The sequence below is a fragment of the Actinopolymorpha sp. B17G11 genome, from assembly GCF_040196095.1.
Lineage (GTDB): Bacteria > Actinomycetota > Actinomycetes > Propionibacteriales > Actinopolymorphaceae > Thermasporomyces.
Genome location: NZ_JBEFTW010000014.1, coordinates 1 through 20,705, shown reverse-complemented (window position 1 = coordinate 20,705; position 20,705 = coordinate 1). Strand labels below are relative to the sequence as shown.

Annotated in this window: 19 protein-coding genes and 2 pseudogenes; 5 read left to right on the top strand and 16 right to left on the bottom strand. The window is 66.3% G+C overall.

The features are described from left to right. Window positions 1-48: 48 nt before the first annotated feature. From ABN028_RS16155 to ABN028_RS16120, 8 genes are all read right to left on the bottom strand, one after another. A complete protein-coding gene (locus ABN028_RS16155) occupies window positions 49-279 on the bottom strand; it encodes a heavy-metal-associated domain-containing protein (protein ID WP_349697142.1) in 231 nt (76 codons plus the stop codon). A gap of 321 nt (window positions 280-600) precedes the next feature. Beyond that, complete coding sequence (locus ABN028_RS16150) at window positions 601-1,230, bottom strand: hypothetical protein (RefSeq protein ID WP_349328755.1); 630 nt, start codon at window positions 1,228-1,230, stop codon at window positions 601-603. 19 nt (window positions 1,231-1,249) lie between these two features. Next, the gene (locus ABN028_RS16145) at window positions 1,250-2,485 is read right to left on the bottom strand and encodes an NAD(P)/FAD-dependent oxidoreductase (protein WP_349697141.1); all 1,236 of its coding nucleotides are present in this window, start codon (window positions 2,483-2,485) and stop codon (window positions 1,250-1,252) included. A gap of 255 nt (window positions 2,486-2,740) precedes the next feature. Next, entirely contained in the window at window positions 2,741-3,124 is a 384-nt protein-coding gene (locus ABN028_RS16140; protein WP_349328757.1) for a DoxX family protein, read from the bottom strand. Between the two features lie 240 nt (window positions 3,125-3,364). Then, the gene (locus ABN028_RS16135) at window positions 3,365-4,501 is read right to left on the bottom strand and encodes a glycosyltransferase (protein ID WP_349697140.1); all 1,137 of its coding nucleotides are present in this window, start codon (window positions 4,499-4,501) and stop codon (window positions 3,365-3,367) included. Between the two features lie 313 nt (window positions 4,502-4,814). After that, window positions 4,815-5,732: an RNA polymerase sigma-70 factor gene (locus tag ABN028_RS16130; RefSeq protein WP_349697139.1), complete on the bottom strand. Its 918-nt coding sequence runs from the start codon at window positions 5,730-5,732 to the stop codon at window positions 4,815-4,817. A gap of 199 nt (window positions 5,733-5,931) precedes the next feature. Then, entirely contained in the window at window positions 5,932-6,123 is a 192-nt protein-coding gene (locus ABN028_RS16125) for a GNAT family N-acetyltransferase (RefSeq protein WP_349328760.1), read from the bottom strand. Between the two features lie 109 nt (window positions 6,124-6,232). Further along, on the bottom strand, window positions 6,233-7,003 hold the full coding sequence (locus ABN028_RS16120; protein WP_349328761.1) for an SDR family oxidoreductase: 771 nt from the start codon (window positions 7,001-7,003) through the stop codon (window positions 6,233-6,235). Between the two features lie 101 nt (window positions 7,004-7,104). Here ABN028_RS16120 and ABN028_RS16115 point away from each other — a divergent pair, with 101 nt between their 5' ends. Then, window positions 7,105-7,584 (top strand): RrF2 family transcriptional regulator, encoded by a 480-nt coding sequence (locus ABN028_RS16115; protein ID WP_349697213.1) that lies wholly within the window; start codon window positions 7,105-7,107, stop codon window positions 7,582-7,584. A 153-nt stretch (window positions 7,585-7,737) separates the two neighbouring features. On the opposite strand, the pseudogene ABN028_RS16110 reads toward ABN028_RS16115, so the two are convergent. The 4 genes and pseudogenes from ABN028_RS16110 to ABN028_RS16095 all read right to left on the bottom strand — a co-directional run. Further along, a pseudogene (locus ABN028_RS16110) lies at window positions 7,738-8,141 on the bottom strand (sigma factor-like helix-turn-helix DNA-binding protein); the annotation flags it as partial. 22 nt (window positions 8,142-8,163) lie between these two features. Further along, window positions 8,164-9,384, bottom strand: a complete 1,221-nt coding sequence (locus tag ABN028_RS16105; RefSeq protein ID WP_349697138.1) for an NAD(P)/FAD-dependent oxidoreductase — start codon at window positions 9,382-9,384, stop codon at window positions 8,164-8,166. Window positions 9,385-9,768: 384 nt separating this feature from the next. After that, a complete protein-coding gene (locus ABN028_RS16100) occupies window positions 9,769-10,353 on the bottom strand; it encodes a hypothetical protein (protein ID WP_349697137.1) in 585 nt (194 codons plus the stop codon). A 35-nt stretch (window positions 10,354-10,388) separates the two neighbouring features. Next, window positions 10,389-10,523, bottom strand: a complete 135-nt coding sequence (locus tag ABN028_RS16095; RefSeq protein ID WP_349328765.1) for a hypothetical protein — start codon at window positions 10,521-10,523, stop codon at window positions 10,389-10,391. Between the two features lie 743 nt (window positions 10,524-11,266). Here ABN028_RS16095 and ABN028_RS16090 point away from each other — a divergent pair. After that, window positions 11,267-11,884, top strand: coding sequence for a hypothetical protein (locus ABN028_RS16090; protein WP_349328766.1), 618 nt, complete (start codon window positions 11,267-11,269; stop codon window positions 11,882-11,884). Between the two features lie 134 nt (window positions 11,885-12,018). On the opposite strand, the gene ABN028_RS16085 is transcribed toward ABN028_RS16090, so the two are convergent. From ABN028_RS16085 to ABN028_RS16075, 3 genes are all read right to left on the bottom strand, one after another. Next, complete coding sequence (locus ABN028_RS16085) at window positions 12,019-12,354, bottom strand: phosphotransferase (RefSeq protein WP_349697136.1); 336 nt, start codon at window positions 12,352-12,354, stop codon at window positions 12,019-12,021. 882 nt (window positions 12,355-13,236) lie between these two features. Further along, window positions 13,237-14,220, bottom strand: a complete 984-nt coding sequence (locus ABN028_RS16080) for a phosphotransferase family protein (RefSeq protein ID WP_349697135.1) — start codon at window positions 14,218-14,220, stop codon at window positions 13,237-13,239. 255 nt (window positions 14,221-14,475) lie between these two features. Next, window positions 14,476-15,015 carry a hypothetical protein gene (locus tag ABN028_RS16075; protein WP_349697134.1) on the bottom strand — a complete coding sequence of 180 codons (540 nt, stop codon included), beginning with the start codon at window positions 15,013-15,015 and terminating at the stop codon, window positions 14,476-14,478. Between the two features lie 250 nt (window positions 15,016-15,265). Between ABN028_RS16075 and ABN028_RS16070 the strand changes: the two are divergent. Together ABN028_RS16070 and ABN028_RS16065 are read left to right on the top strand one after the other, a co-directional pair. After that, window positions 15,266-16,546, top strand: a pseudogene (locus tag ABN028_RS16070) (IS256 family transposase). A 759-nt stretch (window positions 16,547-17,305) separates the two neighbouring features. Further along, window positions 17,306-18,724, top strand: a complete 1,419-nt coding sequence (locus ABN028_RS16065; RefSeq protein WP_349697133.1) for an ABC transporter ATP-binding protein — start codon at window positions 17,306-17,308, stop codon at window positions 18,722-18,724. A 109-nt stretch (window positions 18,725-18,833) separates the two neighbouring features. On the opposite strand, the gene ABN028_RS16060 is transcribed toward ABN028_RS16065, so the two are convergent. Further along, on the bottom strand, window positions 18,834-19,304 hold the full coding sequence (locus tag ABN028_RS16060) for a GNAT family N-acetyltransferase (protein ID WP_349697132.1): 471 nt from the start codon (window positions 19,302-19,304) through the stop codon (window positions 18,834-18,836). Between the two features lie 95 nt (window positions 19,305-19,399). Here ABN028_RS16060 and ABN028_RS16055 point away from each other — a divergent pair, with 95 nt between their 5' ends. Beyond that, a complete protein-coding gene (locus ABN028_RS16055) occupies window positions 19,400-19,981 on the top strand; it encodes a GNAT family N-acetyltransferase (protein ID WP_349697131.1) in 582 nt (193 codons plus the stop codon). Window positions 19,982-20,705 lie beyond the last annotated feature (724 nt).

Here is a 20,705-nt window from a genome sequence, read left to right as displayed (position 1 = left end):
GAGGACGGCTGTCCTGTCGCTGTCTGCTGCCTGTCGGCGGTGACGCGATCACGTGCCCGCCGCAGCGTCGGGTCCGTGGAGGAGCTGAACCGGGTACGCGAAACCGACGAACGCCCGGAGGACGTCGCGCTCGGTCATTGTGCCGGCGAGCTCGACCCGCGAGCTCGCCGTGTCGGCGATCACGGTGTCGACACCGGCGACGTCGCGGAGCCGGGCGGTGACCTCCCGGACGCAACGTCGGCAGCGCATGCCACCGACCACCAGGATCATGGTCCGCATGTCGGGCTCTCCTTCGCGTGCGGGTGCTTCTGCCCCAGCGTGCGCCCCGGCCCTGTCCGACGGCTGTCCGCGGACCGACGGAGGACGGTGGGCGAGTGAGAAACTCCGCTTCCCCCACCGCTGCCGCGGGCGCCATGACCGCGGCGTCCGCTGTCAGCGGCGGCGCGCACGGACAGCGTCCGGACGGGGGACGGCAACCTCGGCCGGCATTGGACGACCCTATGGAAGTAGCTAAGCCCACAAACGACTTGCGCTGACTCGCGTCGGCATCGCGTGTCCCTACTTCAGGTGGTGTCGCCAGGTGGCACATCGCCGAGCCTGTCAGGCCGACAGCAGCCCTGCGGCCCTGAGTAGCGAAGGCAGGACGATGAGGATGCTGCCCAGCACAAGTGGCGCCGCGCAGACTCCGAGGATGAGTTCCCGCCTGCCGAGGCTCATGCGCCGGGAGTACGACACAGCGAGAATCCCGAACCCCACGGCGGCGAGCAGGAACGCGATCACGTAACCAATCGACGATGCGTCGAGGCGGTCGCCATCACCAGCGACGCCAGCAAGCATGGCCCCCGCTTGGGCCAGGCTGCCCGCAACGTAGATCGTCACCGTCGAAAACGCCGCCCACAGGACCATGCCGACGGCCCTTGGCCCGACATGTTTGTGTGGCGGACGGAGAGCGAGCACGGCCGCAGCCACGCCGACCAGCTTCACAACGGCGACGTACCAGTTCACCACCGATAGAGCGTCGGCATCGGCTGCGTGGGGACCCGTAGCGAACTTGTCGGTCAGCTCGAACCAGATGCTTATGCCCGCGAAGATCGCGCACCAGACCGCCACCAGGACACCCACGGTGATCACGAGTCGGGTAGGCGGTGGCGGTCCTGCAGGTGCGAATTCGGCGGCGGCGGTGGTCCGCACCGCCTCGATCTCAGGACCGGGGACAGCACCGTCGGTCAATTGGGGTAGCTCCTCCACTTCAGGGTCCCTCCACCGGCACCGGCTTGACCGGCCGCGACTCGCTCAGGTGGTCTGCCGCGGTGAGGATGACGTCGGCGTCCTTCGTCGGAGGATAGATGAGCTGAGTGTTGACCATGCGCTTCACATCCTTCGCCGACTTCCCGACGGCGCGTACTTGCCGGTCGAAACCCTCGGTGTAGACGGCACCCGCGGATCCGAGGTCGACAACCGTGACGTACGGATCCCCGTTGAAGTCCAGGAGCGGCAGCCCGAGCAGGTCCGCCACCGCGTTGTGCCCGGCATGCTTCCCGTGCTGATGCGCGTACTGACAGCTCTGGGGCGCCAGTCGTCCCGGCGCGACCTCAACTGAGGCTACGTCTCCCGCGGCGAGCAGGTCCGGCACGCCCACCACGAACATGCGCGCGTCCACCTCAAGGCGTCCAAGTACGTCGCGGTCTCCGGCTAGGCTCTCGATCGGCCCGTGCGCCCGCATGCCACCCGTCCAGACCACCGTTTCTGCCGACAGTTCGCGACCGTCCGCGAGTGTCACTTGCTGCGCGTTCATCGACGCGACTGTCGAGCCCAGCACCAGGTCGACGCCGGCGCCGGCCAGTCCCGCCAGGACCTGGTCTCGGGGCCCCTCGCCGAGCTCGGGCGCCACGACGTCGGCCCGTTCGACGAGCCACACCCGCAGCTCGTCCCGCGCGCCCACCGCAGCCGCGCGGCGACCCAAGCGATCCACCAACTCAGTAGCCACCTCAAGACCGACGAAGCCCGAGCCCACCACAACCGCTCTGAACCGACCCGGGCCGTCCGAGAGGTGTCTGTTGTCGAGGTGCCGCTCCAGGTCGGCAGCGGCATCTCGCGTGTCGACGTCGTGCATGAGGTCCGCGCCGGGCACCGACGGAGGTGGGACCAGCCTGCTGCCGGTCGCGAGCACGAGCCGGTCGTACGACATCTCGGTCGTGTCGCCATCGACCTCTACGACGACCAGATGACGGTCGGGATCGACGGCCCGGACGGTGCCCTGCGCCCGCCGTACGCCGATCGGACTGAGCACGTCGTCCAGCAACACTGTCATCGATGACGGGTTCTCCTCATAAAGCCGGGGCCGAATGACCATCTCCGGCGACGGGGCGATGACGGTGATGGCGATCTCGTCCTCCCTGCGCCCGGCCTCGGCCCGGCGCCGGGCCGCGGCAGCCGCGCTCCACACGGCCGCGAAACCCCCGCCGACGACCACGATCTGTGACACTGCTCCTCCTTCGGGATCCGTCGACCTCGCGGGCGCGAGGTCGGTTTGGTCGAGGGCCCGGCTCACGGCCCAGACCTGTTCGCGCGAGCAGGGTCCGAGGCATCTTTCGGACGGGTTGTCGGGCGCCCGCCTGGCACGTCGTCCACCGCTGGGCTGCGCACCGAGACGTTTGCCGCCCGCACGCCGTACGCACCACGTCGACCCGCGGATGTGGTACCTGAATGCCCGCGAGTCGACGCTCGGTGGAAGTAGCCGTCAGGCCGTGAAGGCCTCGGGTCCGAACCGGCCAACCGCGATGAAAACAGCGAGCACCACGTAGACGACATTCAGCATCACCAGCTTGAACTGGCCGAGACGTGCGTGGGTGATCATCGCCCCAATCATCAGGGCAACCCAACACACCGCCGTGACCGGCACCATCACGGGCGCGACGTCCACCAGGGCCGGGAGAATGAGGCCGACCGCGGCGAGCAGTTCCAGCACGCCGAGGGTTTTCACGAAGGCGGGACTGGCACCGCGAGTCCACGCCCCTCCTTCTTGGCGTGCCAGCCTCTCCTTGGGAATGAAGGTCTTCGCGAAGCCGCCGGTAAGGGCGACCAGCGACAAGAGGCCGGCCGCGATCCAGAGAATGGTGTTCATGGAGTTCCCCTCGAGAGTTTCTGCTTCTGGCACGACTCGGCTCAGGTGCAACAGGGCCTGGGTGGACGGCTTGGGTGACCGGAGCAGTCTGTGAGTGCTCGCCCGCGGCAGCAGGTCTCACACTCGTGCTCTAGGACGAGGGAGGTCGGTCCTTTGTGACATAGACACCGGCGCCCCCGCTGCCAGGTCACGGTCGAGCACCGCGAGGCCGCAGCGACGCAACCTGGCGTGGTCACAGGCTCACGGTCGTTCGGCTGCGTCTCCGGCGAGCAGTAGCTCCGCGGCCCTCTTCGCTCCGTCGATACGAACCTCCGCGGCCACCGCGGTCGCTCGTGCGCGGGTCTGAGGGCTCAGGGCCGTCCCGAGCACGGCCGAGAGGGACTGGACGGTCGGAGCCGGACCGTCGTGAGCAGCGCCGATGCCGAGCTCGGTCGCACGTCCGGCCCAGTAGATCTGGTCGCCTCCTTGGGGCACCACCACCTGCGGCGCGCCGGCGCGGGCCGCCGTGACCGTTGTGCCTGCGCCACCGTGGTGAACAACGGCAGCCACCCGCTCGAACAGCTCTTGCTGGTTGACCTCTCCGATGACGAAGCAATCGTCCTGGTCGTCGATCAGATCCAGGCCCGCCCACCCGCGGCCAACAAGCACGCGGCGGTCGTGCGCACGGATCGCCCCGATGGCCGCCCGCGCGGTGTCCTCACAGACCGTTCGCATGCTGCCGAACCCGGCATAGACCGGCAGTTCGCCGGCGTCCAGGAACGTCAGCAACTCGGCCGGGAGCGGGCGCTCGTCGGGCAGGATCCAGGCGCCGGTCTGCATGGCATCGAAGCTCTGAGACGCACGCCACGGGCCAAGGATCGGGTCGGCAGCCAGCAACGGTCGGGCGGTGAACATGAACTTGCCGACGTCGCCAACCGGTCGCAGGTCGATCGAGGCCCGGTGGGTATTGATGGGCTCACCGAACAACTCGTTGAAGCCCTGGCCATCCAGGCCATCCAGCACGCCTGGGGAGAAGAGCGCGTATCGGTACGGGATGCCCAGCTTTTCCGCCACCGAAGGCCCGACGAACTGGGACATGGCGGTTGCCACGATCATGTCGCATCCTGCGGCCGTCGCTGCGACCGTTTCATACTGCGCGGCGATGAAGTCGGTCACGCGCTGTCCGCGCTCCTCGGCAGTGGGCGGTCGCTCCCACGAGCGCCAAGGTCTGTCGAAGGGCACCAGCGGCACGCCTTCGCGGGCCAACAGCTCGATGAACTCATCGTCGGGGGGTGCGCACATGCGCACCTCTGCGCCGAGAGCCTGCAACTGCACCGCGAGAGCCACGATAGGTTCGACATCTCCTCTGGACCCATACGTCGACAACAACACGCGCATCTCGTCACTCCCGTCTTCGTTTTGTCTGGCTTCGGCTGGAAACGTCAGGGCCGACCTGGTGCGTGCAGCGGCCCGGTGCGCTCGAGGGGTGAGGTGGAGAGGAAGCCTGCCCTTTCCGCTGCTCCGCTGGTTCGATCAGGTTGTGATCTGCGCGGCGTCACGCGGGCCCCCGATCGTTGCGGCGTCGACCACCTCCGCCGCGTCGAGCACGCGGTCGTTCTCACCCCAAGTCAACGACCGGACATGAGCGGGCAAACCTGAGATCAGGGTTGTGGGCGAAGTCGGGGCCCGGCGCCGCAATCGCTTTCGGGACTCAGTCGTCGCGAGCCTGCCTGAACTCGCGCTGAAGGGCCCAAGCGTCCGCAACGGGGCCTATATGTCCAAGCTTTTCGGGGTTGCCGACCGATCGGATGGTCTGGATCTGCCCTCCCAGCACGTCCAGGGCCAACGTGAAGGCCACCTTGCCCTCGCGGTCCCGCAGGATCGCGCCGGGCTGACCATTCACCTCGCACTGTTCCAGGGTGGCGTCGACCCGATCGAGCCTGGGGAAGAGCGACGCGAGGACGCGCGCGACCTTGTCCACGCCGACCACTGCCCGACCCAGTGCGGGCGCCTTGCCTCCCGCGTCGCCCACCAGTTGGACGTCTGCGGCGAGCACTTCCCTCAGTCCGTCGACGTCGCCGTTGCGGAACGCACCGAAGAACCGGGCGGCCAGCTCCTCCCGCGCCCGCCGGTCCGCCTCGAACCGTGGTCGTCCGCTCTCCATGTGACGGCGAGCTCTCACCAGTAGCTGGCGGCAGGCCGCCTCTGATCGGCCGACCGTCACTGCCACATCGGCGTAGTCGTAGGCGAAAACGTCCCGCAACACGAACACTGCGCGTTCGAGAGGTGTCAGCCGTTCGAGCAGCAACAAAGCCGCCATGGACACCGAGTCCGCCAGTTCCGCGGACCTGGCCGGATCCTCGTAAGGGTCGGTGAGCAAGGGCTCGGGCAACCACACCCCGACGTACTGCTCCCGCCGGACGCGAGCGGAGCGGAGCACATCGATCGAGATCCTGGTGACCACAGCGGACAGAAATGCCTTGGGCGACCGGGGCTGAGTCGGGGTCGACTGGTAACGCAACCACGCCTCTTGCATCACGTCCTCCACCTCGGCCACGCTGCCCAGCAGGCGGTAGGCGAGGGAGAACATCAGGGGCCTGAGCTCTTCGAACTCCTCGGTCCGGCTCACGGCATCTCCTCTCGATGCATCGTCAGTTCTTCCTTGAAGCCCTGTCGCCAGGATGGGTAGCGCAGCGTCCAACCCAGCCGCCCTCGCGCTCCCCGTGGAAGCTGGCGTGACTCTGGGTTACGACCCGGGAACGTTGGCCCATTCCCCCTTAACCCACTGGTCCTTTCGAAGATGCGCTTCGCGCTGCATCCCGAGGCGCTCACACAGCCGCGCTGATGCAACGTTGCGTGCGTCCAACCTGTTCCTCGGCCCTTGCTCGATCCCGCGGACCATGGATCAGATGTCTGGCCACCGCCGGGATCGAGTAGTAGGCGAGCAGTGGTTCGACATCATCGGCGCGGTACCCCTTGATCAGCAACCGATCGGTCTCGACGACCTGGTTCTCTGTCACCTCGCGGAGGAAGCCCAGTCGGCCCGGATCTGTTGCGCGACTACGCGACACCTTGATCAACCCGCCACTCTCCGCCTGAACTCCCCGCTCACCGGCCGGTAGGGCGCCTCTATCGGCGCGGCGGGTCGACGCGGATGCCGTACTTGCCTTCCAGCCACTCGTCGAATGATGGCCCTGCGATCAGTGCGTCCGCACCTGGGATGCATGCTCCAGCATTCAGCTCCGGGCTGGCGGGAACTGCAAGTACCTCAAGTCGCTCGCCGCGCGCACGCACCAGGCGGGTCACCATGTCTGCCAGGCGCTCCGGACGCGGACCGGCGACGTCAAGCATCGTGCTGACCGGCGTTCCGGCCGCAGCCTCGAGCAGCGCAGACACGACCACGTCGAGGTGTACAGGCCGCACTGGGAAGTCCGGAACGGTGGTTCGGTCGCGGTCGCGCCCCCATTCCAGCACCATCTCGGAGAACTCGTGGAACTGTGCCGCACGCACGATGTGCACGCCTGGCGCATACTCGCGGTGGGTCTGCTCCTGCAGGTACTTAGCTGCGTAGTGCGCGTCGTTGGGAATGCCGTCCACGCCGACAATCGAGAGCAGCACGGTCCGCGAGACGCCAGCCGCGGTAGCAGCTTTCCCAATGTTCTCGGCGACGGCCGAGAAGAAGCTCGCGGATTCTGCACGGTCCTGCGTGATCACATTTGTCACGTCAACCACCGCATCGACGTCGGCCAGCCGCTCAGCCAAGACGTTCACCACTCCCGTATCGGCTAGGTCGAAGCCCACCGCTCGGGAAAGCCCCACTACGTCGTGGCCCGCGTTCCGAAGGGCCTGATTCAAAAGCCGGCCCACCTGCCCTGTAGACCCGCCCACCGCGACGCGCATTGCCGTACTCCTCTTACTCGGACTTTTTTTATCCTAGTCAATGTATCACTTCGCTGTTGCCGACCAACTTGGATACCGCTTGGCCGCGTAGGCTCGCTGCAATGAAGCTTTCTGCGGGGGTCGAGTGGGCGCTGCATTGTTGTGTCGTGCTCAGCCAGGCCACGGATCCGGTTCCAGTCGGCAGACTGGCTACGTTCCATGACGTGTCAAAGACGTACCTGGCGAAGCACATGCAGGCCTTGGTCCGCGCCGGACTGGTGTCGGCCGCCGAGGGTCGCGATGGTGGATACCTACTGGCTCGAGACCCGGCACACATCACCGTGCTTGACGTCGTTGGTGCCATCGAGGGACATGAACCAGCGTTCCGCTGCACAGAGATCCGACAGCGCGGGCCGTTGCCGGCGACGCCGGGCGACTGCGAACGCGCTTGCGCCATTGCTCGCGCGATGGCGACAGCTGAGGCCGCCTGGCGTACATCGCTGGAGGCGATATCCGTGGCTGACCTGGTCGGCGACGTAGACAGGGACACGTCGGGACAGACGTTGCCCCGCCTGCGCGGGTGGCTTCGCGACTCGGGGTGACATCCCGCACCCCGGTGACGTTGCCCGCCCGGGTGGTGCCGTCGAACCCGTGCCTGGAGATCCCGACCTTCCACTCGAAGACCCAGGCCACCTCAGTGCCAGGTACGGCAGGCAGTGAAGCGACCGTCGCGACACACACCACGACCCGCGCCGGTCGGGCGAGCTCTGGAAGTCGCCGGTGTTGAGCGCGTGCCGGAACGACTTTGCCGCCGCCTGCGCCTCCGCGAGCGTGACCGACTCCCGCGGGCGACGCGCCTCGACGTGCCGCCGGGCGCGGTGCGCGATCTGCCCGACGGCCGCGGGACTCTTGTCCACGGCCGCCGCGATTTCGTCGTACTCGAAGCGGAAGACCTCGCGCAGCACGAAGACCGCGCGCTCGGGAGCGCCCGATCGTCGCGCACTTGCTCCCGGTCGACCTTCACCCACCGTAGCCAGGCCTCCTGGAGCACGTCCTCGGCATCGGCGGCCGAGCCCAGCATCTCGTAGACCACGGTGAACAGCAGGTTGCGGTGAACGATGAAGCTCTCCGTCGCCGGATCGATCTTGTCGTCAGTCATCGAGCCGCTCCTCGTCCCGGGATCATGCGACCTGACGGGAGCCCGGCGCAGCTGCGTCGCGCATCTCGCTCAGCTTCTGCCGGCGCTTGTTGTCCTTGAGCCTCCAGTTGAAGCTCCCGGGTTTGCGCGCCTCCTTGCCCAGCTCCTCGGTGAGGAGTCCGTACGAGCTCGACTTGATCTTCTGGCCCAGCGGGCCCCGGATCGAGAAGCGGTTGGCGACGTCCTGCATGGAGGCGAGCTGGACGATGGCGGCGTTGCGGCCCAGCGCGATGCATTGGAACCCCGTGCCGATGTTGACCTCTTTGGGCTCCTTGTCTTCCAACCGGGCCAGGATGGTGTCGGCGGCGTATGCGCCGAGCGGCCGCGCGGTCGCACAGCTGGCCCGGAACGGCACGCCGGAGGGCGAGGCCGAGTCGCCGGCGGCGAGGATGCGGTCGCTGTCGACACTGATCAGGGTCTCGTCGGTGAGAAGGCGGCCGGTGTCGTCGGTGGTCAGGCCGCTGCGCCGGGCGAGGTCCGGTACGGAGAAGCCAGCGGTCCAGATCGTCACCTCGCTCAGGAGCTCGCGACCGTCCCGGAGTTGGACCGCGTGACGGGAGACCGCGGTGACCGTGGCGTCGGGGCCGGCGATCACGTTCACGCCCATCTTGGCAAGGCGCTTGGCGAACTTGCGGCGGACCTTCGGGTGGAGGTAGGGGCACAGCACCTTGCCGCAGACCAGGGTCACGGCGCGGCTTTGCTCGGCCAGCTCGGAGGCGACCTCGATGCCGGTCGCACCGGACCCTACGACCGTGATCGGGGACGAGGCCGGCGCGGCGTCGATGACTTCCCGCAGCCGGGTCGCCGCCTCAAGGTTGGCGACCGGGTAGACGAACTCGTCGGCGCCCGGGACGCTCGAGAGGTCGAAGCTTCCGCTGCCGGGCGCGTAGACCAGGTAGTCGTACGCGAGCGTGTCGCCCCCCTCCAAGGCCACCGTCCGGCCTGTAGCGTCGATGTCGGTCGCGGTGTCGACGACGAGCCGGATCCGCTCGGACAGGATCTCCTGGTAGTCCACGACCGGGGCGGGCTCCCCGGCGACGTGCTGGTGCAGCCGGAGCCGCTCGACGAACCTCGGTCGCGGGTTGACCAGGGTCACCGTGATGTCGTCGCGTTGGGTCAGGCGGTTAGCCGCCATCACGCCCGCGTACCCGCCACCGATCACGACGACGTCGGTTGTCGGGTTGTTCTCGGTGTTCGCAGTCATACCGTCTCCTTGAGCCGAATGGATACGGCCTTAAGACGCCCGCCAGCCGCCCCTTGTGACAGCCGACGCGAGAATCACGCCTAGCGAGCCGGACAGGTCGCGGCTCCTCGCGAACTTTCTCAGGCGTGAGCAGCACGCCGGTCCGCAGCGCATGCGGGCGCGCGTCAGCTGGCTGTTCGGCCAGTGGTTGGCGGCGGAAGCTCCTCGGCACGGGCGTCGCGGCGATTCCTACCCGTCCGTGGGACACCTTGTCCGGACGCATCCGCGGCTCGCTCCGTTCAGGTTGACCCTGACTCTGCCTGAGTCAACGCGTCTTCCCGGTCCGTGCCATGGTGCGCCTGGCCGCCCGAGGCCAGCTGGATCCACGCCGCACTCACGCCGCCCTTACGGCGTCCAGTCTGTGAGTCGGTTCGTGTCGACGGTACGTAGCCAATCGCGGAAGGCCGGGTAGCCACGTAGCCCCTCCGCAAGCACCGCGCGGTAGACCCAGATTCCTTGCAGTGGTTCGTTCCGATCGAACGCCGCTTCCTTGATCTCCAGTACGGCGGCTCTGGTTTCGGGGGTCAACGCCCGGCGCATTGGCTCGACGAGGCGCGCACCGAACGGGCCGCGATGGACGCGGGGCAAGAGCCAGTTGTCCAGATTCCAGCGCACGTGATCGCGGTCGTAGACGATGCGGCAGTAGATCCCGGGTAGCGGACCGTTCAGTTCGTTAGTGAAGGCGCAGCGAACGACACCCGGCACTTTTGCGACCTCGTGGAGGAGCCCGAATGCGGCCTCAATGGACGGCACATCAGTGAAGACCTCTACGTCGATGTCGGGCTCTACGACCAGGCCGTACGCGACCGAGCCGCATGTAACCGGATCGCCGTAACGCCGCCACCGGGCGAGGAGATCGAGGTCCTCGAGTACCTGATGGGCGGCGTCCAAGCGCTGCTCAGCGCGCACCAGGTAGTCGCTTCCGGACACAAGTGCACAAGCCTATCGGGGGCACGATGTGCCCATCAGGTGGCGTAGGGGTGTCGCGGATCAGGGCGCACAGGACAGAAGCTGCGCTCCGGTGGCCTAGGTTCCTCCTGCTCGTCGTCGTGGCCGTCGAGCTGGTCGATCGCCCATTCCCAACGGAATGCGTCGGTCACCGCGTCGCCGGCGCCCGATTCGAGTGGCTCGTGTGCCTTGACGGTTTCCTCTGCTCGGCAGTGGGAACGCGCACGCCGATGGTCATCGTCCCGTTCGTCAGGACAAGGCTCGCCGACACCCCGCCTGGCTCGCGTCCCTCGCCGTGCTTCGCTACGCTGGCGCCACCTCGTCGACCCCCACGACGGAGGCCGTACTCGATGCGGGCGCCGAATTCTCGGACTGGTGGTCCGTATCTGGTCCGTCGACCCCCACCCTGGGACTGATCGAAGGCGGGAGGTCGCAAGGGTGAAACCGGCGTTGACCTGGCCGTATCTCCCGAAGTTGCGATTGGTCGGGCAGCGGGATTTGAACCCACGACCCCTTGACCCCCAGAACGTAACTGTTGGCATCTTCGCCGCCCACGGGCTCTTGAACGGCGTTGACGACGCTCGTCCATGGGCGGGTGGGTTCAGGTCCGTGCCCGACGTTTAGTCCCAAAGTGGTCCCAAGGTGCTCGACGTCGGTCATGCTCTCGACGAAGGCGGTTGTGCACGGGCGCCCACCCACTCCCCCACCGCGACTGGCTCCAGCCCTTCCGAGCCGTACCAACGGTCGGAGCACGTCCCCTTCTCGAACTTCGATTGACCCGTCAGCGAGTCAGTCCAGACGGGGGTGCTTGGACGCTTCATGCCCTGACCCGACGATCTTCAGGAGGGTCCTAGCATGGCGATATAGGGCTGTCCACCTGCTCGAGGGGAGGGCCGTGAAGCTCAACATGACCGCTGTCTACGGTGCCCCCGGCTACAGCCGGCCGCAGCTCGTGCTGTGCTGTGACCACCTGCTGCGGGAGCTGCGGGCGTCCGAGACCAGGGACCCGTCCGTGGGTCACGCCACCGTCGTCCCCGACCTCCTATCCGGCAGTCTCGAGGTGGCCGTCCAGGCGGAAAGCGATACCTATGACGCAGCCGCCGCACTGGCAGCTCGCCGGCTTGATCAAGCAATCGCGACGGTGATGAACGACCCGCCAGGCAGCCTCGAGGAGCTCCACACCGAGTTGTGGTGTCGGAAGACTCCGGACATCTGTCGAGCCCGGGCCGCCCAGGAAGCGTCTCAGGCCTGGCCCGCAGAAGCTGAGACCAAGAGAGTTGGCCGCCCCTATGCCCTTCGACTACTGATTTCCCGGCTGGTTGGAATGTGCGGTTTTGCCGCGGCCATTGCCTTTGCCATATCGGCGGTCCAGCCGGGTGGGCGGGACATACTGCTGACTATCGGAGCGGTGCTCTCCGCGCTACTCGCGACCGCGGCATGGATCTACATGGCTCTGGCGGATGCGAAGGCCTGTCGTAAAGAGCCACGACGTCCCGACGACGCCGAACGGTGAGCCTCGGCAGCAGCGCCGGCCCTCCCCGCCGCCTCCCTCCGGACCGCATGGCTCGGCTGAGGTGGGGCTCAAGATATGCGCCGGCAGGGTAAGGCGAAGATTGGGGTCAAGATCGACGTTGCTTCGTTCGCGGTTCATGAACAGAGCCGGTCCCGGGCCAGGACGGCGCTGATGCGTCCGTCCTCCCACAGCAGGTTGAACTGCTGGAAGTCGCCATGGATCCACCCGTCCGGGGCCATCACCGCGCAACGCATCGAAGGCCAGCCCCACAGTTGGGTAAGGAACCGCTCCACACCGTGAAGATCCCTGGCGAGTCGGACAGGCGTCTGTGGCGCCGGACGATCGGATTCGATGTCGCCGAGGCTCAAGACGTCAGAGGGGCCGCTGATCGTGACGATCGCCTCGACCGGGATCCCGGCGAGCTCGTTAAGGCGAGTGACGAGAATGGCACTGGCATCGATCGATCCCATCCTTGGCGGCGTGGATGCCGATGCCCAGTTGTCGACCGATGTCGTGCCAAGAGGGCTCGTCACAAACGGCCGCGTTCGGCACCGGCGCCGACCCCGACCCGCCCCCCAGTCTCAGACGCCCCACGGCGACGCCGGGCTCAACCGAGGCGAACAGACCGGCGTCGCACATCACCTAGCGTGCAAGCATCGCACTCACCTGGCGCAGCACCGGAGTCAAGTAGAGCTAGGTCGCACCAGGCCGCATCCTGGGACACGCAATAAGCAACCCGTGGTCCCAGATGGCCCGCCAGTCAGGACCCGCACGGCGCTGACCTGCGGAAACGCTGTCGGGCTGGCGGGATTTGAACCCACGACCCCTTGACCCCCAGCATCGCTCCGGCTCCGATCGGCGACCAGGCAGCGCGCATCGGCGCAGGCCAGCGGCCTTTTCAGAGAGCGGCTTACCGCACCCGACCGCACCTGCCGCTCCAACTCCGCTCCCATCCCGCTCCCACCTGCGCATGTCGACGATCACGTACTGCCGGGAGACCTCGTGTCGCACGGAACCTCGTAGCCGTCCGCACCGCGGCACAAAGGGTGCCCCCGAGCGCGGGGGCCACGGCCGTCGTCGTCTTCCCCGCACCCGATGGCCCGGTGCTGATCGAAGGCAAGTTGCCGGCCGTCCGGACGCCGACGCCGGACATCGTGATCGAAGTCGGCCTGAGCCTTCCCCCCCGGCGTTTGACCGCAATACTCCCTACTGCGACCTTCATGTTGTGGCCGGGCGCGCCGTCTGTTGGTGGGACCAGGACCGGGGCGGGTGTCGGGCCGAGTTCCTCACGCCGACGACGAGACGTAGTTGCGGTCGAACGGAGTCGACGTGCGCGCCATCGAGTAGCTGGGCTACCGCTCTGGTCCGCTCAGCAGTCGGTCCCGGCCGGCTTCGACGCCCGGGGGAAAATCCGTCACGTGGTAGTGGCGCAAATGCCAGAGCCCGTCGAGGAGCCAGAGCGCACGGTAGGTGCGGTCGTTCGAGGGCTCGGACAAGGAGGGGTCGCCGTAGCCGGCCTGTATCCACTCGGCCGGGAAGCGCGTCCCTTCTCGGAAGTCCCACTTGGCGAAGTCGTTCGCCGCGGGTTCGGCTGCGGCCACACCGAAGTCGATGATCCCCGACAGCCTCCCCTCGTGCACCAGGACGTGAACGGCCTTGAGATCGTTGTGGCTCATCGTCACCCGAGGCGGGGCTGCCCGGAACGAGTCGACGATCTCACCGAGCCATCCTCGGATCGTCGCCGGCTCGAGTCCGACGGAGCGGCCAGCTTCCTCGAACGCATGCGCCTCCGTGGCCACGTTGGCCAGCCAGTCATCCAGCGTCTCGAACTCGCCGACGCCGGAGCCATCGAGGCAGCCGAAGCCTCGCACCGGGATGGCGTGGAGCTGCTTCAGCCATGCTCCAACCTCTTCCAGCACGCGGCGAACGTCGAGTTCGTCAGGATCGATGTCGCTGAGTCGCTCACCCGGCAGCTTCTCCATCACCATGACGGACCGGAGCTCGCTCCCGACCTCGACGCGACGAAGAGCGTGAACCCGAGGCGCCCGAATGCCCCGCGACGCGCACTCGCCGATGACCCACGCCTCCCGGTCGTGCCCCTCGGGTCCGTCATGCGAGATGCGCACGATCAAGGACGGGCCCTGCTCCAAAGTGATGTCGTAGACCTCGTTCTGCTCGCCGGCGACGATGCGGCGGAAGTCCACGACCGGCGCCTTCGCCACCTCGCCGACCACAGCCGCCACGACGTCCAGCGGCGTCACCCACGCGCTGTGCAGCGCGGCGAGGTGCTGACTGCGGTCGACGTCGGATGCTGACCTGACTTCGCGCTCCGACATCCCCCGACCGTAACGTCGGACCACAGAACGGGCGAGACAGTTTCGGGTAACACGGTGTCGGTCTCTCGGTGCTCTGGGTGCGCGGTCGTCGCGCCCTCCAACCCCAACAGCACCCCCACCACCACCCAGCCGCCGTTCTCACCTACGGCGTCGCCACATGCCTCCCGCGTCCTCAGCCAACGTGGGGCTCAACACTCAGCTATGAACCGGCCAGCCTCCTCCGGGTCCAATCCACCGACATCTCCGCCTCCTGCGTCAGATGATCGGGCAGCCTTTGACGAGCATGATCCGCGGATCGTCGAGGCCGTTCGGTGCTGGCGTGTGAAGGATGTCGCCCCTCATCACGAAGGCGTCCCGGGGCTCTCCTATTAGCTCGACGAGTCGTAGTGGCATGCCGTCGAGGACGGCACCTTCGTCGAGGTATCGCTTCCGGCGGTCGATGCCTGGACTGGTGTTCTCGCTCCACAGGTCGTGCAGCCAGGGATAGCGGGCGCCGAGTCCCTTTCTGATCGCCTTGGCGTTGTCGGTCTCCCGCCCGTGGTGCCGGAGCAGATGATGGCTTCCGGTGAGGACCAGAGTGCCGCCACCCCTCGGGCGTAGAGGAGCGAGGATGGTGAAGATCGTGACTTGCGACGGTTCCCCACTGGTGGGGTCGGCTCGGCCGTCGGAGTGCCAGCCCCTGTGAGGTACGTCCCACGGCTGTCCTGGTACGCGAAATGTCACCAGCACTCCTCCGCCGCGCAGGGGGCGCTGCCAGCGTTGTGGTCCGTACAGCTCGTCCAGTGCCAGTGGCACCAAGCCGCTGTCTACTGTGTAGAACGCTCCGGAACGAGTTAGCGGTTGGAAGCCTGCCGGACGTTCGGCCAGGAACGTTTGCTCGCTGTTGCGCTGAATCGACTCCGCTGTGGAGAGGAGCAATGATCAGAACCTGTGGATGATGCTCGGTGAGGTGACGTGAAGGGGCGCACCTTCCCGAGGATGCTCTGAAGTCGGTGTTGTTCTGATCAGGACCGGCGTTGGCGCGCTGGTTCGGGAAGGTACGCCCATGCTCAAGGTAGTCCACGACGATGAGGAGTCCAACGCGGGCGGCTCGGTCGGCGGGTCGTTGCTGGATGAGATCGTGCAGGATGGTGCGAGGCGGATGCTTGCGGCGGCGTTGCAGGCGGAGGTTGCCGCCTACATCGAGGCCCACAGCGGTGAGCTCGACGAGAACGGTCACCGGCTGGTGGTCCGTAACGGCTATCACGCCGAACGGTAGGTGACCACCGCCGCTGGAGCTATTACGGTGCGTGCGCCGCGGGTCAACGACAAGCGCGTCGACGAGCAGACTGGTGAGCGGAAGAGGTTCTCCTCAGCGATCCTGCCGGCCTGGTCGCGTAAGTCGCCCAAGGTCGCAGAGGTACTGCCGCTGCTGTATCTGCACGCCCTGTCCAGCAGTGACTTCGCAGCCGCGCTCGAGCAGTTCCTCGGCACCGGTGCGGGCCTGTCGGCGGCTACCATCACCCGGCTGACCACGCAGTGGCAGGACGAGGCCGCCGCGTTCAACACCCGCTCGCTGGCCGAGCTCGACTACGTGTACGTGTGGGTCGATGGCATCCACCTCAAGGTCCGTCTCGAGCAGGACAAGGTGTGCCTGCTGGTGATGATCGGGGTGCGCGCCGACGGCAAGAAGGAACTGATCGCCCTCGCCGACGGGTTCCGCGAGTCAGCCGAGTCGTGGGCCGACCTGCTCCGCTCGACTCGCCGCCGCGGTATGACCGCGCCGGTGCTCGTCGTCGGTGACGGGGCGCTGGGGTTCTGGAAGGCGATCCGCGACGTCTTCGGCGAGACCCGCGAGCAGCGCTGCTGGTGGCACAAGATGGCGAATGTTCTTGCTGCGTTGCCGAAATCGGCGCACCCGGGCGCGAAGGCCGCGCTCGCAGAGATCTACAACGCCGAAGACCGCGAGCGCGCCGAGAAAGCGGCGAAGGCGTTCGAGGTCGACTACGGCGCGAAGTGGCCCAAGGCGGTCGCCAAGATCACTGACGACCTCGACGTGCTACTGGAGTTCTACAACTACCCGGCCGAACATTGGGTCCACCTTCGCACCACGAACCCGATCGAGTCGACCTTCGCGACCGTAAGGCTACGCACCCGAGTCACCAAGGGACCCGGCTCACGAGCCGCCGGGATCGCGATGGCGTTCAAACTCATCGAATCAGCCCAAGCCCGCTGGCGGGCCGTCAACGCCCCCCACCTCGTCGCCCTCGTCCGCGCCGGCGCCACGTTCCACAAAGGCAAACTCGTCGAACGAACCGACGAACCCACTACAACCCAAGCAGCCTAAACGATCTTGATCCACAGGTCTTGACAATTCCTCCAGAATGACCTGCCCTAGGGCTCCAGAGGGCCACTTGACGGACTGGACTGAGACTCACGGCATATTCTGCCTCCCTGATCCTTTCGGCCCACTGTAAGCCGCACAGCGCCCCTGGCACTATCCCTTCGCGGCAACCAGCAGTATTTACGTGGGCTTTCCACCGGGCATGAAGTGGCTTGTTCTCCTTGATTCCTGATACGATCGTGCATGCTTTCACCCATTCGAATTCTGGGCCAGCGGATGAGGTCAACTGCCGAGGTTAAGCGGCAGCGAAACGACGGAAACAGTGGCCGGCAAGAACCCTTGGACTATGCGGCTTGGGCTCATGTTCAGCCGAAGATGGCGCTGATGAGAGCGGTCACCCTGGGTCTCCGTCTGGCTTGGCAGACCTCGCCTTCTGGATGGATGTTTCTAGTGCTCTCGGCGATGGTGTCGGCTGGTTGTACGCCTGCCATCCTGTGGGCGGGGCGACACTTGGTGAACCTTGTCACCCAGGGCTCTTCGGGACGTCACGTTTCGGTTCTTCCGACGGTTCTGGTAATCGGCGCGCTGGCTATCGTGCAGCGCGTTCTTTCCGCGGTGGCCAATTACCAGCAGCAGGCATTTAGCTATCAGGTTCACCACGCGGCCGAAGAGCGCTTCCTAGGTCGTGCCGTGACCATCGATATTCCGTACTTGGATGATCCAGGCTTTCACGAGCGGATGATTCGAGCGAGCAAGACGTCGATGACCCGTCCGTTCGCCGTGACCGGTGAGGTTGTGACGTTCTGTGCTCAACTCGTGGCTGTCGTGGGGTTGGTCGGAGTGATGAGCGCGGTCCATCCGGCGCTGCTGGTGGTCATTGCCTGCTCTGTTGCGGTGACGGCCGTCGCACAGGCCCGCGTCAGCAAGAACGTGTACGCGACTGACCTCCAGAACAGCCGGAGCTTCCGAGAGATGTACTACCGCCGTCACCTAATGACCAACGAGGCGGCCATCAAGGAGCTGCAGGGCCTGGGTGCCGCGCATCACATGAGGAGACAGCACACCGACCTGCAGCGCTGGTACGAGGCGAGCCTCGCTGCCGTCTATCGCAAGGGACAAGGCGAAGCGTTGGTTGCCGGCGCGATCAGCGCCCTGCTGCTCACGGTGGCTTACTGGTTCGTCGCGCGGCAGGGGCTCGCTGGAACGCTCACGGCAGGTGATCTCTTCCTGGTGTTGGGCGCGTTCACGTCGGTAGGTGCGATTGTCTCCGGTCTCTCCGGATCACTGGTGGCTTTGCAGGGGCATGCCCCATACCTGCGTGACTACTTCGACTTTCTCGACCTCCGCCAACGCCTACCCGTACGTCCCGACCCGATTCCCCTACCGGCGACGGTCGCGCGCACGGATGAGGCCACGCAGCCGTCGCCTGCCCAACCGGGGCTGACACTGAAGAACGTAACGTTCACCTATCCAACGGCCACTCGACCGGCACTCCGTGGGATCGACCTGGAGATTGCCCCGGGGGAGATGGTCGCCTTGGTCGGGGACAACGGAGCGGGCAAGACGACGCTGGTCAAGCTGCTCCTTCGCCACTACGACCCGCAGGACGGGCAGGTGCTCGTGGGTGGCGTGGACCTCCGTGACGCCGACCCGACCGAACTCCAGTCACGCTTCGGCGTCCTGTTCCAGGACTTCGTCCACTACAACCTGACCGTGCGCGAGAACCTCCAACTCGGTCGAGTCGAACGCAAGGCATCGGACTCCGAGCTGTGGACAGCGCTGCACGCCGCCAGGGCCGACTTCGTTCAGGATCTGACCATGGGACTGGACGCGACAGTCGGAAAGGGCTACGAGTGGTGCCAGGACATCTCAGGCGGCCAATGGCAACGACTGTCCCTGGCTCGCCTGATGTACCGAAACGCCGACGTGTGGATCTTGGACGAGCCCACCAGCGCCCTTGACCCGGAGGCGGAAGTCGAAGTGTTCACCCAACTCCGGGAAAATCTCAGTGGCCGGATCGGCATCATCATCTCGCACAGGTTCTCGACCGTCCGGATCGCCGACCGAATCCTTGTCATGCAAGACGGCCAGATCACCGAAGCCGGCACCCACGAAGAACTCCTCGACCTAGGTGGCCGATACGCCCACCTGTTCGACCTGCAGGCAGCTGGCTATCGGTAGCTCTAGGAAGGGGTGTCAACCACGCGGTGGCACCCCTTCGCCGTCCCTGAGCGACCATTGTGAGCGACAACGCCCAGACACGACCTTGACCGGCAGCCTCATAGCGAAGTTAGCCCGGACTGATTGGCTTCCACAGGAGAACCTCGTCGAAGGTCTGATCGCGGTCGCGGTAGCCCTCGGGCAGCCGGCCCCATACGCGGAACCCGAGGCCACGGTAGGCGTCCTCGGCGTGAGTGCCGCCACGACAGCTGATCTCTAGGATCGAGCAGCCCCAGTCCCGTGCCCGCTGGTTGGCCGCGTCGACGAGCTTGCGAGCGAGCCCAGTCCCTTGGGCGGCGGGTGTGATCACGAAGCCAACGATGTCGGCACGGTGGCGGCACATGCGGTGCGCCAAGCGTTCCACTGTGCAGGTTCCCAGGACGTCACCGTTCTCCTCTGCAACGAGCATGGCGGACTCGCCGTGCTCGAGTCCATCGATCGCGGGCGGGATCATGGCGGCGGTCTGTTCGAAGGTGTTCGCGCTGAAACAGTTCTGCTGCAAACTGGCCGCATCCTCTTCGCGCACGGGTCGAATGATCATGGCGAGACAGTAGTAGGGGACAAGCGTGGGTGCCGAAGGACTATGGGCATGCTGTAGCCGCACGCGGTGACAAGTCATTGCTAAGGTCCGGGCGCATGGCTTCGGTCTGGGTTGGTGAGCGGGTTCGGCTGCGGGGTGGCGAGCCGGAAGAGTGGGAGCAGCTGGCGGTGGAGTTCGAGCAGGACTCCACGGTGATGCGGAACGCCGGGGCGTTGCACCCGCCGCGATCCAGGGCCAGCTACCGCCAGTGGGCGGAGAGCACAAACAAGCTCCGAGACGACGACGCGTTCAGCCTCGTTATCGAGTCGCTGCCCGAGGAGAGGCCTGTCGGCTGGCTCGGTACGACCGACGTGGACAAGAATGCTGGAGTCTTCTCCTACGGCATCACCATCGGCGGCGAGTACCAGCGGCGCGGCTACGCGAGCGGAGCGATCGGCCTGGTGCTGCGGTACATGTTCGGCGAACGGCGCTTCCAGAAGTGTGATGTCGACATGTACGCCTACAACACCGCGTCCTTGAGGCTCCACAAGAAGCTCGGCTTCATCGAGGAAGGCCGGCGTCGCCGTCGACAGTTCTTCGCCGGCGCATACCACGAGCTGGTGCTGATGGGGATGACCGTCGAGGAGTACGCCGCACATCACTCGCCCGGCTACGTCGAATCCACCGGACCGAACTAAGGACCGGCGGGGTTTGGCCGGTGTCCTGACTCGGGTCGCGGAGACCGGGGGCCGTAAGCTTCCGCGGCTCGGGCGGGTTCTTGGCCTGCCCGTTGTGGCCCGAGGCGGTCCCCCGGTCTTAGGGACCCGATCCGAGGGAGGTGGGTAAAGCCTGACGGTCCGGCGACCACCTCAGCCACGGCTTCCTGACTGTCGTGCCGTCCGGTGAGCCCGAGGACGGCGCACTGGTGCCGCCCGCAGGGCGGCCGGGCGGCTGCGCCGCGTCAGCGGCGCCTTGATTAGTGCAGAGGCTTGCGCGGCAGTTGGAGAAGAAGGACAGCCCTACCCTGCGGTGTCGGTTGGCGTTCTTTGGGAGCTCCGCTCCCATATCGCTCCCAGAATCGGACATCGACGGGTGCGAGGCGCACACCATGACGATCGTTCTGCGCCTCTGACCTGCGGAAACGCTGGTCGGGCTGGCGGGATTTGAACCCACGACCCCTTGACCCCCAGAACGTAAGGATTGGTCTTTTGCCAGGTCACAGCACCTGTCCACCACCTATAACGCTCGTAGGTGAGTCGCGAGGTTCGCGCTCGTTCATAGCGTGTGGTCCCAAAATGAACCGCACTGGGTCTGATGGAGGCTCTGGTCATTTGATTTCAACCAGGGCTTGATCGCCCTGCTGGATAGCGTAGAACTTCCCCTCGAACTCGGTCGGCGGTTGGTCACCGAGGTAGCCGTGCA